Source organism: Bradyrhizobium sp. RP6 (genome assembly GCF_003837805.1).
In the GTDB taxonomy this organism is placed as follows: Bacteria; Pseudomonadota; Alphaproteobacteria; order Rhizobiales; family Xanthobacteraceae; genus Bradyrhizobium.
The window spans coordinates 256524-270081 of the sequence record NZ_RQIT01000002.1 but is presented as its reverse complement, the minus strand read 5'-3'; the positions used below and the strand labels follow the sequence as shown (position 1 = coordinate 270081).

Genomic DNA, 13558 nt, shown 5'->3' with positions numbered 1-13558 from the left:
AGCCTCAATGTTGTGTAGCAAGGAGCCCCAGACGCGAGCCGTCATAGATCCCGCTGCGGGCATGCTCCCACCACGAGCGGCTCTTGAGATACCATGCGACGGTTTCGGCCAGCCCCTGCTCGAACGTCCTCGTGGGCTGCCAGCCAAGCTCACGACGAGCCTTCGATGCGTCAATCGCGTAGCGGATGTCGTGTCCCGGACGATCTGGCACGAAAGTAATCATCGATCGTCTCGTTGCCGGACCGGGATACAGCCTGTCGACGACGTCGCAGATCTGGGTGACGACGTCGAGGTTGGAGCGTTCGCTATCGCCGCCGAAATTGTACTTTTCGCCGGGCTTGCCTTCCAACAGAAGCGTGATCAGACCTGCCGCATGATCTTCAACATGCAGCCAGTCGCGTACGTTTCGACCGTCGCCGTACACCGGCAGCGGCCTGCGCTCGATCGCATTGAGGATCGTCAAAGGGATGAGTTTTTCCGGAAACTGAAACGGCCCGTAGTTGTTCGAGCAATTCGATACCATTACCGGCAGACCATAGGTCTTGAACCACGCAAGCGCGAGATGATCTGAGGCTGCCTTGCTTGCCGAGTAGGGCGAGCTCGGCCGGTAGGGCGTTTCCTCCCGGAAGTAGTCGGCGGGCCCGAGTGAACCGTAGACCTCGTCCGTCGAGACGTGAATGAAGCGAAACCGCTTTTGTCGCGGCGGCGAGAGGCCCTCATAGTATTTCCTGACTGCTTCCAACAGCGTGTAGGTGCCCACGATGTTCGTCGCAATGAAAGCCGCCGGACCGGTGATCGAGCGGTCGACGTGACTCTCGGCTGCGAGGTGAACGACCGCGTCAGGCTGGTAGGTGCTGAACACGAAATCCATGGCTTCGCGATCGCAGATATCCTGCTGCTCGAACAAATAGGACTTTAGCCCCTCGATGGGCGCCAACGAGGCCGGGTTGGCCGCATAGGTCAGCTTATCGACATTGATCACTGTAGCGCCCTTCTGCAGCACCAGGCTGCGGCACACTGCAGAGCCGATAAATCCCGCTCCCCCGGTCACCAGAACGCGCATCCGACCGCTCTCCGTCACTCAAAAACGGCTGCAAGCTGATCCAACCCGGGCAGCGACCTGTCCTTTGGCGACACCTGAGCTTCAACTGTCGTTACCGGCCACTCGATCTCGAGCGCCGGATCGGCCCAATAGAGCCCCGCGTCGTGGCTTGGAGCGTAGACTTGGTCGACCTTGTAGAACACGACGGTCTCGGGTTGCAGCGTGCAGAAACCGTGCGCAAAGCCTTTCGGGACAAGCAGTTGCTCACCCGTTTGGCTGTCCAGCTTGACGGCTACATGCTTTCCGAAGGTCGCCGACGAACGCCGAAGATCGACCACGACATCGAGAATCGCGCCGCTCAGCACGCGTATGAGCTTGGCCTGGGCGAACGGCGGTCGCTGGAAGTGCAAGCCCCGGACTGTCCCGGCCTTGTCCGAGCTGGATTGATTGTCCTGAACGAAATCGACGAGAATCCCTTTTTCTGCGAACGCGGATCGCCGAAACGTCTCACAGAAATATCCCCTGGCGTCGGAATGTCGATCCGTATGAATCATTTTAATATCCGGGATCTCTAAACACCGTACTTCCAGCATGAAAATGTCCTCCGGTACCACCCAAGCGCTCATCCGTCGTTGAATGATCGGATAGGTCCGGAGCGCTTTTCACATTCACCATGAGCGTCGACGGACCACGCATTAATCAAGCAATTCAGACCCACTTTAACTACATCCGGCGGACGCCTTCCGGCGCAGGAACCGCGCCGGCAAGGCTGGCAAAATCACCTTCCCGCAACGATCGCCAAATTAATACTCGAATAACATTTAATTTGGCAATCAGATTTTTTTCAGATATATTCAATTAATAAACCGTGAACCAAACGCTCGCGCACGCGGGCGACCGATTCGGCGCGCCCCCCGACCAGACAGGTACCCGATGCTTCAGAGCAATCTACAGACCGACAGAACACGTTTGACTCTGGGCGGCCAGGCCCAGTCGAACCAACTCAACGGCGGTGGAATCGGGGATCTCGTCAAGTTCGTGATCGTCTTCTTGAGGCGCCGATATCTCATGATCATCGTCACCGCGGCTCTCGTATTCGCTGCTGCACTGCTCTACCTGCGGTTCGCGCCCCCCACCTACACCGCTCAGGTACAAATCCTGCTGTCGAATCCCCGGGCTCAATTCGTTCAGCAACAGTCACTTCTTCCGGAGCCCGTCGTAGACGCGGCCCAAATCGAAACGCAGCTGCAAATGATAAGGTCGCCCGGAATTGCAGCGTCAGTCATAACGCAGCTGGATCTCGCCAACGATCCAGATCTCACCGGTTCGCGGTGGTCGTTCAGCTCGCTGCTGCAGCGCATTCGAAACCGTGGCCAGCAGCCAGAGCACGATTCGAAGGCTGACACGCCCAACGAAGGCGCGATTGCCGCGCTGGTGAATCGGCTCACCGCGTACCGGGTCGGATATAGCAAGATCATCGAGGTCAGCTACAGTTCGAGCAATGCGGGTCGCGCGGCGGAGGTCGCCAATGCCGTTGCCAATGCGTACATCAACGACCAGATGAATGCCAAATTCGAGGCGACGCGAACGGCAGCCAGTTGGTTGCAGGAACGTCTCCAGAACCTCAATGAGCAAGCACTGACGGCCGAACGCGCCGTGAGCGCGTATAAGTCCCAGAACAACATCGTATCGACCGGCGGAAAATCGATTGACGAACAGCCCGTCAACGATCTCAACGCCCGATTGGTAGCCGCCCGAACCCAGACCTCCGATGCGCAGGTCAAGTTCAACCGCTACGACGCGATTCTGCGCGCCAACGCAGCCGGCTCATCCACCATCAGCGCTCCTGACGCGGCGAGCGCCGATGTGCTCCAGAGCTCGATCATCACTACGCTGCGCCAGCAGTATCTCGAATTGTCACGTCGCGAGGCCGATTGGTCGACCCGGTTCGGCCGGGATCATTTGGCGGTTGTCAACCTGCGGGCTCGGATCCGTGACATTCGCACATCCATCCTCGAAGAGGTCAGGAGGCTCGCCGAAGCCAGCAAGAACGAATTGGAAGCTGCTCGACAGCGGCAGCAGGAACTCGAGAAGCAGCTTGCCCGGGCCGTCTCACAATCACGTCTGACGAACTCCGCAGAACTGACCATCCGGGACCTGGAAAGCCGAGCGAAGAGTCTGCGCGCCATGCATGAGGCGTTTCTGCAGCACTCGATGGGAGCGACTCAGCAGGAGACATTTCCGATTGCGGAAGCACGGGTGATCTTTCCCGCCTCCCCGCCAGAGCGCAAGAGCAAACCCAAGACAAACCTGGTGCTGGGCTTCGGCCTGGCCGCGGGACTTGCACTCGGGATTGGCCTGGCCCTTCTGAGAGACGTTATGGACAGAGTTTTTCGCACCTCTTCACAGGTGGAAACCGCACTGGAGCTGCCGTGCCTGTCGCTCGTCCCCTTGCTGTCGCCGCCCAAGGCGCAGAAGTCGACAGTCCGGTCCCAGCAATCGGAGGAAGATCTGCGATCACGCACGATTTCAAACGTGCCGACTCTTCATAGAGCTGTCGTCGGGATGCCGCTCTCCCGCTTCACGGAAGCCATCCGTTCGATCAAGCTTGCTATTGACCACACCCCCGCGAAGGCCTCCAACCAGGTGATCGGAATCACGTCGGCACTGCCAAATGAGGGCAAGACAACGGTTGCAGCCTCTCTCGCTCACCTCATCGGACATAGCGGAAAACGCGCTATTGTAGTCGATTGCGACCTTAGAAACCCTTCACTTTCCGCAGCTATGGCTCCGAAAGCTACATTCGGATTGCTCGAGGTGGCAAACGGAAAGCGCTCCCTCGAAGAGGCGCTGTGGCACGATCCCAGAACCAATCTCGCATTCTTGCCAGCCGTTCGGCGTGGACCCCTGCTTCACACGAGCGAGATCCTTTCCGCCCAGAACATAAGCAAGCTGTTCGACAGCTTGCGTCAGACCTATGATTACGTCATCGTGGATTTCCCCCCACTTTCTCCTCTGGTGGATGTGCGCGTTACTGCGCCGCTCATCGACTGCTACGTTCTTGTCGTGGAATGGGGACATACGAAAATCGATGTGGTCCAACATGCATTGCATACCGCGCCGACCATCTCCGATTCATTGATCGGCGTCGTCCTCAACAAGACTGATATGAGGTCGATGGCGAGGTACGACGCTCACCGAAGTGATTACTACGATGACAGCCACTACATCAGATATGGCTCGCCGGACTCTTAGGATGACTTTCTCTGGCAAACGTCGGGCCTAACGATGGAGTCGGCGCCTTCTGCAACATGCTCTCCGTTTTTGGGCGGCCCAAAGTCAGAGATGGTTTGAAATGGTCATCCAGTCCACAATGCTCGCTGTTCCTGCGGCGATTGCTGCGGCTTTCGCTGCGATCGAGAACCTACCGGGTCCAGCGGTGCTATCGGGCGTCCTAGCGGCCGCTATACTGGCCGTCGGGCTCTTTTCCACGTCGTCAACCCTCGCCAGATTCGCCAAGCTTCTACGGCCCCTGTTCATCCTGGCTCTCGCCGCACCGGTGCTTTGGATCGCCTTGCAAGTTGTTCCGGTCCCGCTCCGCGGTTTAGGAAATCAGATCTGGGCGACAGCCTCGGCGGCCCTGGAGCAACCTCTTGCAGAGAGGTTCTCGGTTGACGTACGCGAGACGATACTGGCGCTTTCACATTACAACGTTGTCCTCGCTGCCGCTCTTGTCACCGCAGTCGTTGCTCTGGACAAGCAGCGCGCCGCGCAGGTCCTCTACATCCTCGTATCGATCACCGCCACGATCGGCATCTTTTCGATATGGAGAAATGGCGACCAGAGCGGTTCCCCGCCAGCCGAATACATCTGGACAGGCTCGACCGTGGCGGCACTTGGTGTCCTTCTCTCCACTGCAATGGCTATCCGTGCGGTCGACCAGTTATGGCAGCCCAAACGCCCCCCTCGCCTGCCAACGCGGCCGCTCGCCATTCTTACCTGCGCAATTCTATCGTTGATAGTCTCCCTTGCGGCAATCGCGCTTTGTAGCGGCTCGACCGCGCTGATTGCCGTTCTGCTCGGAGCGACGGCCATCCTCACGGTGGTCGCTATTCGCAGATGGTTCTTTGGCTTTTGGGGCAGAGCCGGCGTTTTCGCGACCGCCGCCATGTTGTACGTCGCCAGCTTCGCGTTCATTCCGATCAATCGGAATACCGACCTGACGATGGCCTTGTCGACGCAAGCTGGGGCAGCAACAGAGCGGATGCTGCACGACACTCACCCGATCGGGACCGGTGCAGGTACGTTTGTTGCGCTGCTGCCGATTTATGGGGACGTTGGCATGCACGCAATGCGCGAACGGCCGACCGCCGCCGCGGAGATCGCGGTCGAAATGGGACGCACGTTCCTCTGCGGCCTATTGATAGTCGCCATGATCAGCGCCTGCATCCTGTTCAGGCGCGCCTTATCTCGCAAACACGCTTACCTATACCCAGCCCTTGGCGCAGGCGCTTTCGTTTCGTTGACAATACTCGCCTTTGCCGAAAACGACCTTTTCGATCTGTACGCTTCGCTGCTGATCGCGGCGGTTTACGGCCTTGCTTTTGCTCAAAGCCTGCCCGGTACAGCGCGCGATGCGGAGTCCATGGAGTTGCGGCAGCTTACGCAAGCAGCCGGCGACCGAGCCACGGCAGCGCAACGAATTCCTTCGACTAGGATCGCTTCGCCATGGGCTCTGCCCCGCGTCGCTCTGACAATGATTGGATTGCTGTTAGCCGCGCAAGCGGCTTGGATGGTCTCGCAAAGCTGGCCTTTTGGTGATCGCCTCTCAATTACGCCGGTTGCCGCTTCGAACGAAGCCTGGACCTCATCGCTCGGATCCAAGCGCGAGACTGTCAAGACGACCTCCGGACTCACTGCAACTAAGTCTGACAAGGCCACAGACCTGCAGACCATGGGCGGGTCCACGGACTTGGGTGCTCTTGCTGCAGTGCTGAAATACTCCCCCCTTCGAGGCGACGTTTGGCTCGTACTTGCAGCATTGTCGAAACAGCACAGGGCGACCTATGACACGACAAGCTTACTCAAGATGTCCTACTATACTGCACCAAACGCGCTGAATCTCATTCCGATGCGGCTTTCCGTCGCTCTCGGCACAGATACTGCGATCAAGGAACCTGAGCTTCAAGATCTTATCCGGCACGACCTTAAAGTTGCCATTAACAGCCGGATCGCGCTCCGGCCAGCCATTGCCGCCGCATACCAGGCGGCATCGGCAGACGGCAGGGCGTTTGCAGAGAGCTCAATTTCGGAGCTCGACCCCGGGTACGTACAGAAATTGCGCTCACGAGTCCCGTAGCATTTTTCGGCAGTACGCCTCCGGCGGCGGTCGCATCCTGATCGACCCGAACTGATTTCGCGGCCACTTTAATATTTTCTTATTAAACACTGATTTCAACGAATTAATTTGATTAACACGCCTTGGTTTATAGTATATTAATTTAAAGGAGTTCTTCGTGGGTTAGCCATGAATTTTATCAATCGGCATATCGGGGACCATGGCAGTGATCTGGCTGCCTTCAACTCACCCTCATCCACTGCGGATGAGGGCAGATGGCCCGTCCGGTACGAATCGATCGAATTTGTAGCGATCTGCGCCGATATCGCGACCATTCTATTCGCCGGCTTCCTTTCCACACTTCTTTTTTCACCCGCCGGCCGGGCACCGGCCGGCCTGGCCCAGGCATGTGTCTACGCGGCAGTAACATCAGTACCCTTCGTCTACATTCTGAAAGGCAGGGGACTATATCGACCAACCGAACTGCTCGTACTCCGAAGCCAGTTTCGCGCCATTTGCCTCACATGGGTTCTTTTGCACGTCCTGGCCGTCGCTGTGGAGATGCTGGACGACAATTCACACTTCTTCCAAGGGGCCGGCCTCCTGTTTGCCGCACTCGGCTTGGCATCCTTGATTGCGCAACGGTGCGTCACCAGAATTCTGCTGATAAGATGCTTCAGTGGCAGGAGGTTCGCTCGGACGAATCTCGTCCTGATCACCGATCAGCCGCCTTCTACTCATGCTGGTCTGTCGGAGACTCTCTCGGTGCTCGGCTATTGCGTTAAGAGCCGCTTTGGCTTGCCTGCGATCGGCTCGGACCCCGACTCCAGAAAACGGCTCAGCTCCCGTGTCATCGAGCACATTCGTAATTCCGAGGTCGACAAAATCGTGCTGGAGGCCAAGCCGGAACGATGGGCCGAGCTTCGTGCCTTTATCTCCGACCTGAGAGTGTTACCATTCCCGATCGTGTTTGTCCCAGTTGGCGCTGCATCCGAACTGCTTCGACATCCGACACGGAGCTTGGGAAGTGCAGCTTGCGTTGAGATCCAGCCCGGCTCCCTCACCGCAATCGAGCGCGCGAGCAAGCGAACACTCGACATAGTCGGTGCAGGACTTACCCTGACGATCTGTGCACCATTGCTCGCGATAGCTGCAGTCGCAATCAGATTGGATTCTGCCGGCCCAATCCTTTTCAAGCAACAGCGATGCGGCTTCAATGGCCGCATATTTTCCATCCGAAAGTTTCGGACGATGCATGTGCTCGAGAATGGACCTGTGGTCGTTCAGGCAACGCCTCTCGACCCCCGCATCACCAGGGTCGGCAGATGGTTGCGCCGAACGAGCCTCGACGAGCTACCGCAGTTGTTGAATGTCCTAGACGGCAGCATGTCGCTGGTAGGCCCACGCCCCCATGCCGTGGCTCACGACGGACAGTTCGACAAGCTCGTCCGGAAGTACGCCTTCCGACGCCGAGTGAAGCCGGGATTGACCGGATGGGCCCAAATTCATGGCTGCCGCGGACCGACGCCTACACCGACTATGGTTGAGAGGCGCGTGGAGTACGATCTCTGGTACATCGACAATTGGAGTCTTCGGCTCGATCTTGAGATCCTGCTCCGGACTCCTCTTGAGGTTTTGCGGGGCCGCAATGCCTGTTGAGTTGCATTTCTACTGGCGGCTCTCCCGCCAATCACTTTTCAGCCGCGCGGAACTGAATCGTGTGATCGGATCAAATCACGCTCGCTGCCGTATCCTCGAATTTGCTTCGCCCAAACGGAACTCCTCGATTTTGCGGCCCGACTTTATAGCTACAACAAGCCAACGTGGCCGTTTTCCACGACCCGACCAGGTTTCGGACGTCTGGGGATTGCGGTATTTCGGGAGCACTCGTGGATATTTGCGTCTGGGCTTTCCGGTAGACGAAATTGCCGGTCCCATCGACGTATTGGCAAAGGCCCCCATACCGACCCCGAGCACCGCCAGCCGTTTCTCAAGTTCTTGCTTTTCAGCCTTGATCCGGGCTGATAAAATCCCGTTAATTTCCTCATGAAGCGACCAAAGATCGTCGAGGGACATCGCTTCTAGTTCAAGCTTCTTAGTCGTCATGCTGGCATCCCGTAGTTGCGCCCATATGATACTTCCCCGGTTGATTAATCAAGAACCGAGTGTCAGTTTTCCAAAAGAATGTATGGAACCAAAGCGGAATTCGCGCTCCACTTAACTAAATAATGCGCGCTAATCAAGGCGGAACATAAGCTATCCGCAGAATCTAATTGCGGGAAAGCGAACATTGCACCCATGCGCGTCGCCGCTACCGCAAATATACAATTCTAACTCGATTCTAAATAATGCAGGAATGAATTAAGCGGGCCGCAAGGCCAATCTGCCACGCCCCGCTCTCATTGAGTGTGCGCGGCGGGCCAGTCGGGCTTCCCGCCTTCTGGGGAAGCTTCTTGTGATGCGCCCCTCCGTTCGTCGCAACTGGAGGCGAATAGCCTCAATATCGCTGAGCGCACGCCGCCGAAGCTCAATTTGCTCTTTCAGAGCCTGAACGTCCGTTAATGCAGCCGAGGGAACGATAAACCGCCTGATCGAACTCTCGAGACGACTGAGAGGGTAATCGACAATATCCATTTTGCCCTTGTGCCTACCGTCACTTTTGCTCAATTGCCGAGCCAATTAATAAAATAATCCTCGCAATAATTATTAAACAATATACTATTTATTTTGGTATCGCGTCAATTGAAAGCGCTGGCTTTGGTCCATCGTTTCTCATTCACCGCTCGAACAAAGATACTCCAAAAGGTGAGGATGATGCGTCAGGGGTCAGGCAAACGGTGACGAGAATGCTGCATCGGCAAGATCTCGAAGCCATGGACTTTGAAGAACTCTGGCTCCTCCACGAGGAGCTAACAAAGATACTTGCCGAGAAGATCACGGCCGAGAAGCGGGAACTCGAAAAACGCCTTGCGCAGCTCAACCAGCCGGAGCAGTTCGCCGAATCTGAAAGCGGCGCCGCCGCGACGGGATTGGTCCAGCCGCCGCGCCGCAAGTACCCGAAGGTCGTACCGAAATACTTCAACCCACTCAAGCCCACGGAGACTTGGTCTGGACGCGGTAAACAGCCTCGCTGGCTGGTTGCGGCGCTCCAATCGGGGCACACGCTCGAAGAGTTCAGGATTCGCGAGAACGGCGGATCGTCCGATCGGAATGCTGGTGGTCAAGGGCATTCCTAGCTCTGCTCGCCTGCACAGATTTAGGCCGTCCGAAACGTTTTAGCCTTACGGATTCCAGAGCGATATGCCGACTTGGCTGGGTTCCGGACCGCAAACGTGCATGAGATCTGTCGCCAACTCCTCCAAACCTCTCGTCTGACCGTCACTGGATTTAGACCTTTCCTGCACGAACTGCGGTGGCTGCCCTCAACAAGAACTGTAAGGTGTCCGCTCTTGGCATGGATCGCAATCCGGGCCGCACACCCTGGTTTGCGTGTAGCTGGTGATCGCCTCTCCCCGTGATTTCTGAGGTCCAGAACATTCATCGCCAAGAGTGGCACGCGCGTAGCCGGAAAGCGAGATTGCATCAACTGTCGCATGAACTGCAGGCGGGGAATCAGCCGGCAACGTAACGCATGCGGAATCTCGACGCCGAGCAATTCAGCGAGAGCGACCAGCTGGCTTTCAACAGCGTTCTTCATCAATTCGCCCGAGACTAGAGAGGTAAGCTCCCTCCAATCGAGGCCCTCGGCAGAATCGTTTAGATCGCGTAGCTCTACAAGATGTCTCAGGTCGAGATCACCGAGCCTTACCCATAGTCTTGAAACTGATCATGGGTGATCAATATGAGCGCACGGTAAGTAGGGGTGGGGATATATACGCGTGCCGGCGCCAACGACGCAGAGACACAATGGTTCAGCGCATGCCCGAAAGTTCTGGTAGAGGTGCGCAGGACCTGGAGCTGCCTGCTGCAGGTCGATGGACCCGACATCCTGCGAGCGATTTAGGTCGACATGGCCATCTTCGGCTTGCGAAGGTGGTCCGGTCATGAATATCGTAACCAATTCCACATGGCGCGGCAACTGCCACTCTGGCCTCATCTGGCATGACCATAATATCCAGATCAAACATTCGCCGGCGGCGTGCTGGTCCGAAGTACAAAATGGCGAAAGTAACCGCCCCAAAAGGTCCCCGTTTTCGCCCGGACATTTATTCTTTGCCGACCTAGATTCGAGAAGGCGCAATCGATCGTCATTCGCCAATCGACTTCGAGCAACGCTCGATCGATCCAGACGTTGACGAGCTACCGCGCGAGCTGGCGCGCCGTGTGCTCCTCAATCCCTAGCTCCGCAAGCCCCTGATCGATGGATTCCAGAGAGGCGCCTTGCGCCAACTTGCACCAAATAAATCCCTCTACTCGGTCGAGTTCAAAGATCTTCTGCCCTGCTTCGCTGAACAGTATCGATCGACCGTGCAGCAGCGCGAACACCGCATCCGGCGCCGGCTTCAACACCATCTTTGCCGATGTTCTTTCCAGCACGCCTTCAAACCAATATTGAACAAATCCGCCTCGCTCTTTACCTGAGGCGGCGACAGCGGCTGCGATGCAATTGTCGCGCTTGTAATTATCGCCCTAGCCGACAAGCGGACAGCCGCCGCCTACGCCATTCAGTCCAGCCAGGCCCTGGGCGCCGCGTTCCCGTTCAGCCGCCCCCTGGTCCGGCTCCTTTCGAAATGACAATCTGGCAGGTCATGCCGCGAGCTGACCGTCCTTGCTCCTTCCTTGCGGAGAAATGTTCAAGACCTGCTCTCCGAGCAAGCTCGCTCTCGTCATCAATCGATGAGCATCCAATAGGTACCGATAAGCTTCGCGATCCGCACTCCGTTCTCTCAGAATGCGCTCTTTCTCGCCTATGCTTACCAATTCCGCGCGCATTTGAGCCAACTGCGGTGTCTCCGGGACGGGCTTGTACTCGCTGAGATTTAATTCCCACATCATCTCCTCCAATCGGGAAGCTTAGACGAATTTAGCTTACGTGATTGGCAGAAATTAACAACGACATTTATATATATAGCTTACAATCAAAATTTGTCTCACATTTGAAGCTCGCGCACCGAACCGATATCAGTAATGGAATTACCGCACCGACATCCAAGATTTTCGTTTGCACATTAAATGGAACAAGGAATATTAATGGTGTAGGCTGGAAGTGAAACAGTGGTCCAGTTTGGCCGATCTGTCCTTCAAGATGACATTAATGGTTTATCGCAAGCGGAAGATTTCGCACCAAGTCGCAGCACTTTGAATATGACCGTCGTTAGAGGCCTCCCAGAAGCTTTGGGTTGAGGTCGGAGCCTCGTTCAGGTTTCCGCGCGAAGCCGGATTCCGAAGAATTCGCCAAGCAGGAATCCGGTCGGATGGAAACGCGTCGTGGCGAGCAAACTGCCCTTTGCTCGAACAACGACCCAAGCACGATGCCCCCAAGTCACCCGGACTGATGAGAGCGCACTCCAGCGGGCCGGCGCCCTTTTAGTTGACTATGCTTTTCAGGGAGGTGCCTATGGGTATGATCAAGTGTCCACAAACTGGTCACGCGATTCCTACCGGGATCAAATCCGATCCTGAGAACTTCCCGCGGAGCATCGTATTTTTCGGCAATACTCGTTGTCCGCTCTGTCGGGCTAATCACAACTGGTTCGCCCGCGAGGCCTGGGTCGAAGAGCCAGTTGTCCGGACGAAGGTCGATCTCGGCGAGGTCATTGTCGTCGGCCAGCCGACCCCGACCGTATTCCCACATCCTGCATCGGAGCCACCTTCGTTCAAGGCACATCGCGGCTCGGACGAGCCGCGATGTGAGGGTTAAGGCCGAAACGGCGGCGTGAGAAGCTGGGCCAGCCTCCTTCTGATATCGACAGTGTTGATGGGACCTATCGAGCCCGCGGCTCTCCCTAAGGCGCGGCGCGCTTCGTACCTCACGGTAACCGCAGCCCGGGCAACCAGGCCGCCTAAGCGGCGGCCCAGTGGAGAACATTTTGATGACGCAAGCGGCCAAGACCTATCAAGTCGGCGAAGCATCCATCTCGTGGATCGACGAGTTGCGGCCTGCCACATTCAAGTTCGACGCGCTCTATCCGCATGGTGAGGTGCAGGCGCTGGAGCGCTATCGCGAACGCCTGGAGGCGGGATCATTCGATCCTGGGGCCGGCACCTTCATTCAAAGCATTCACAGCTGGCTGGTCAGGACGCCGCACCACACCATCTTGATCGACACGGCAACCGGCAATGACAAGAACCGGCCGGAGATCCCACCGCTTCGCCGGCTCAACGAGCCGTTCCTGGCGCGGCCGGCGGCAATGCCTGTCACGCCGGAGCAGGTCGATTACGTGCTGTCACCCACGTGCATGTCGATCACTTCGGCTGAAGCCCGCCGCGTCGACGATCGCTGGACCTAAGCCTCCCGAATGCAACCTATGTCTTCTCCGCGACCGAGCAGGCCTATGGCGAGAGTCTCGCGACAGGCACAGAGCCGATCGGACCGGCCCGCCCTGCCTCGGCGCCGCGCCGCACAAGCCGGCCGACCGTGTCTCTAACGACAGCGTCCGGCCGGTGATCGAAGCCGGACTTACCGGGCTCATCGTGGTGGACGGGGGCGAGGTCCTCGAGGGCATCTCGTTCATTCCGACACCCGGCCACGGCGTCGATCACGCCTCCATCCGGCTCGTCTCGGGTGGCGAGGAGGCGCTTTTCGCCGGAGACGTGATGCACCATCCGTTCCAGGTGTGTGAGCCCTTGCTCAAGTCTTGCTTCTGCGAATTCCCGGAATCCCCTTTACGCTCGCGTGCCGTCGTGCTGGAGGACGCAGCCGAGCTGGGCGCAACGATCTTCACCACCCATTTCGCACAGTCTTCGGTCGGCCGCGTCAGCCGGACCGGAGGACGCTTTACCTGGCAATTCGTCTGAAACGAGAGCGATCATGAACCAGCACACCAGCGCGCGCAGACAGGCCTGAGATCGCGGTCGAGGACCTCATGATTCAGAGCGACGCGGCCAGAATTTCGCTTCGCTTGCACAACAAGTGATCCGCGGCGCTCAAGACCTTCTCCACCGAGCGAACCGTCCTGATGATGCACGGCGCGACCTATTGATCGGAAAGCCTTTCGACACACCCCTCGGCGGCCTCT

Annotated in this window: 11 protein-coding genes; 7 read left to right on the top strand and 4 right to left on the bottom strand. The window is 57.4% G+C overall.

What is annotated here, in order from left to right; all coding sequences use genetic code 11:
* Window positions 1–4: 4 nt before the first annotated feature.
* Both rfbB and rfbC read right to left on the bottom strand, forming a co-directional pair.
* Window positions 5–1063, bottom strand: coding sequence for a dTDP-glucose 4,6-dehydratase (rfbB, locus tag EHH60_RS06130; protein ID WP_124158573.1), 1059 nt, complete (start codon window positions 1061–1063; stop codon window positions 5–7).
* A 14-nt stretch (window positions 1064–1077) separates the two neighbouring features.
* Window positions 1078–1635, bottom strand: coding sequence for a dTDP-4-dehydrorhamnose 3,5-epimerase (gene rfbC, locus EHH60_RS06125; protein WP_124158572.1), 558 nt, complete (start codon window positions 1633–1635; stop codon window positions 1078–1080).
* Between the two features lie 475 nt (window positions 1636–2110).
* Here rfbC and EHH60_RS06120 point away from each other — a divergent pair, with 475 nt between their 5' ends.
* The 3 genes from EHH60_RS06120 to EHH60_RS06110 all read left to right on the top strand — a co-directional run bounded on the left by EHH60_RS06120 (window position 2111) and on the right by EHH60_RS06110 (window position 8039).
* Window positions 2111–4297, top strand: coding sequence for an AAA family ATPase (locus tag EHH60_RS06120; RefSeq protein ID WP_245454413.1), 2187 nt, complete (start codon window positions 2111–2113; stop codon window positions 4295–4297).
* A 100-nt stretch (window positions 4298–4397) separates the two neighbouring features.
* Window positions 4398–6401 carry a hypothetical protein gene (locus tag EHH60_RS06115; protein ID WP_124158570.1) on the top strand — a complete coding sequence of 668 codons (2004 nt, stop codon included), beginning with the start codon at window positions 4398–4400 and terminating at the stop codon, window positions 6399–6401.
* Between the two features lie 168 nt (window positions 6402–6569).
* On the top strand, window positions 6570–8039 hold the full coding sequence (locus EHH60_RS06110; RefSeq protein WP_124158569.1) for an exopolysaccharide biosynthesis polyprenyl glycosylphosphotransferase: 1470 nt from the start codon (window positions 6570–6572) through the stop codon (window positions 8037–8039).
* Between the two features lie 75 nt (window positions 8040–8114).
* Here the strand turns inward: EHH60_RS06110 and EHH60_RS06105 are convergent, their stop codons facing one another.
* Complete coding sequence (locus tag EHH60_RS06105; protein WP_124158568.1) at window positions 8115–8486, bottom strand: H-NS histone family protein; 372 nt, start codon at window positions 8484–8486, stop codon at window positions 8115–8117.
* A gap of 740 nt (window positions 8487–9226) precedes the next feature.
* On the opposite strand from EHH60_RS06105, the gene EHH60_RS06100 reads away from it, so the two are divergent.
* Window positions 9227–9616 carry an H-NS histone family protein gene (locus EHH60_RS06100; RefSeq protein ID WP_502697395.1) on the top strand — a complete coding sequence of 130 codons (390 nt, stop codon included), beginning with the start codon at window positions 9227–9229 and terminating at the stop codon, window positions 9614–9616.
* Window positions 9617–10679: 1063 nt separating this feature from the next.
* Here EHH60_RS06100 and EHH60_RS06090 read toward each other — a convergent pair.
* A complete protein-coding gene (locus tag EHH60_RS06090; RefSeq protein ID WP_124158567.1) occupies window positions 10680–10916 on the bottom strand; it encodes a hypothetical protein in 237 nt (78 codons plus the stop codon).
* A 1021-nt stretch (window positions 10917–11937) separates the two neighbouring features.
* On the opposite strand from EHH60_RS06090, the gene EHH60_RS37435 reads away from it, so the two are divergent.
* The 3 genes from EHH60_RS37435 to EHH60_RS37950 all read left to right on the top strand — a co-directional run bounded on the left by EHH60_RS37435 (window position 11938) and on the right by EHH60_RS37950 (window position 13337).
* Window positions 11938–12240 carry a hypothetical protein gene (locus EHH60_RS37435; RefSeq protein WP_199751365.1) on the top strand — a complete coding sequence of 101 codons (303 nt, stop codon included), beginning with the start codon at window positions 11938–11940 and terminating at the stop codon, window positions 12238–12240.
* A gap of 172 nt (window positions 12241–12412) precedes the next feature.
* A complete protein-coding gene (locus EHH60_RS37955) occupies window positions 12413–12829 on the top strand; it encodes an MBL fold metallo-hydrolase (RefSeq protein WP_245454412.1) in 417 nt (138 codons plus the stop codon).
* Window positions 12830–12983: 154 nt separating this feature from the next.
* Entirely contained in the window at window positions 12984–13337 is a 354-nt protein-coding gene (locus tag EHH60_RS37950) for an MBL fold metallo-hydrolase (RefSeq protein ID WP_245454411.1), read from the top strand.
* Window positions 13338–13558: the final 221 nt, after the last annotated feature.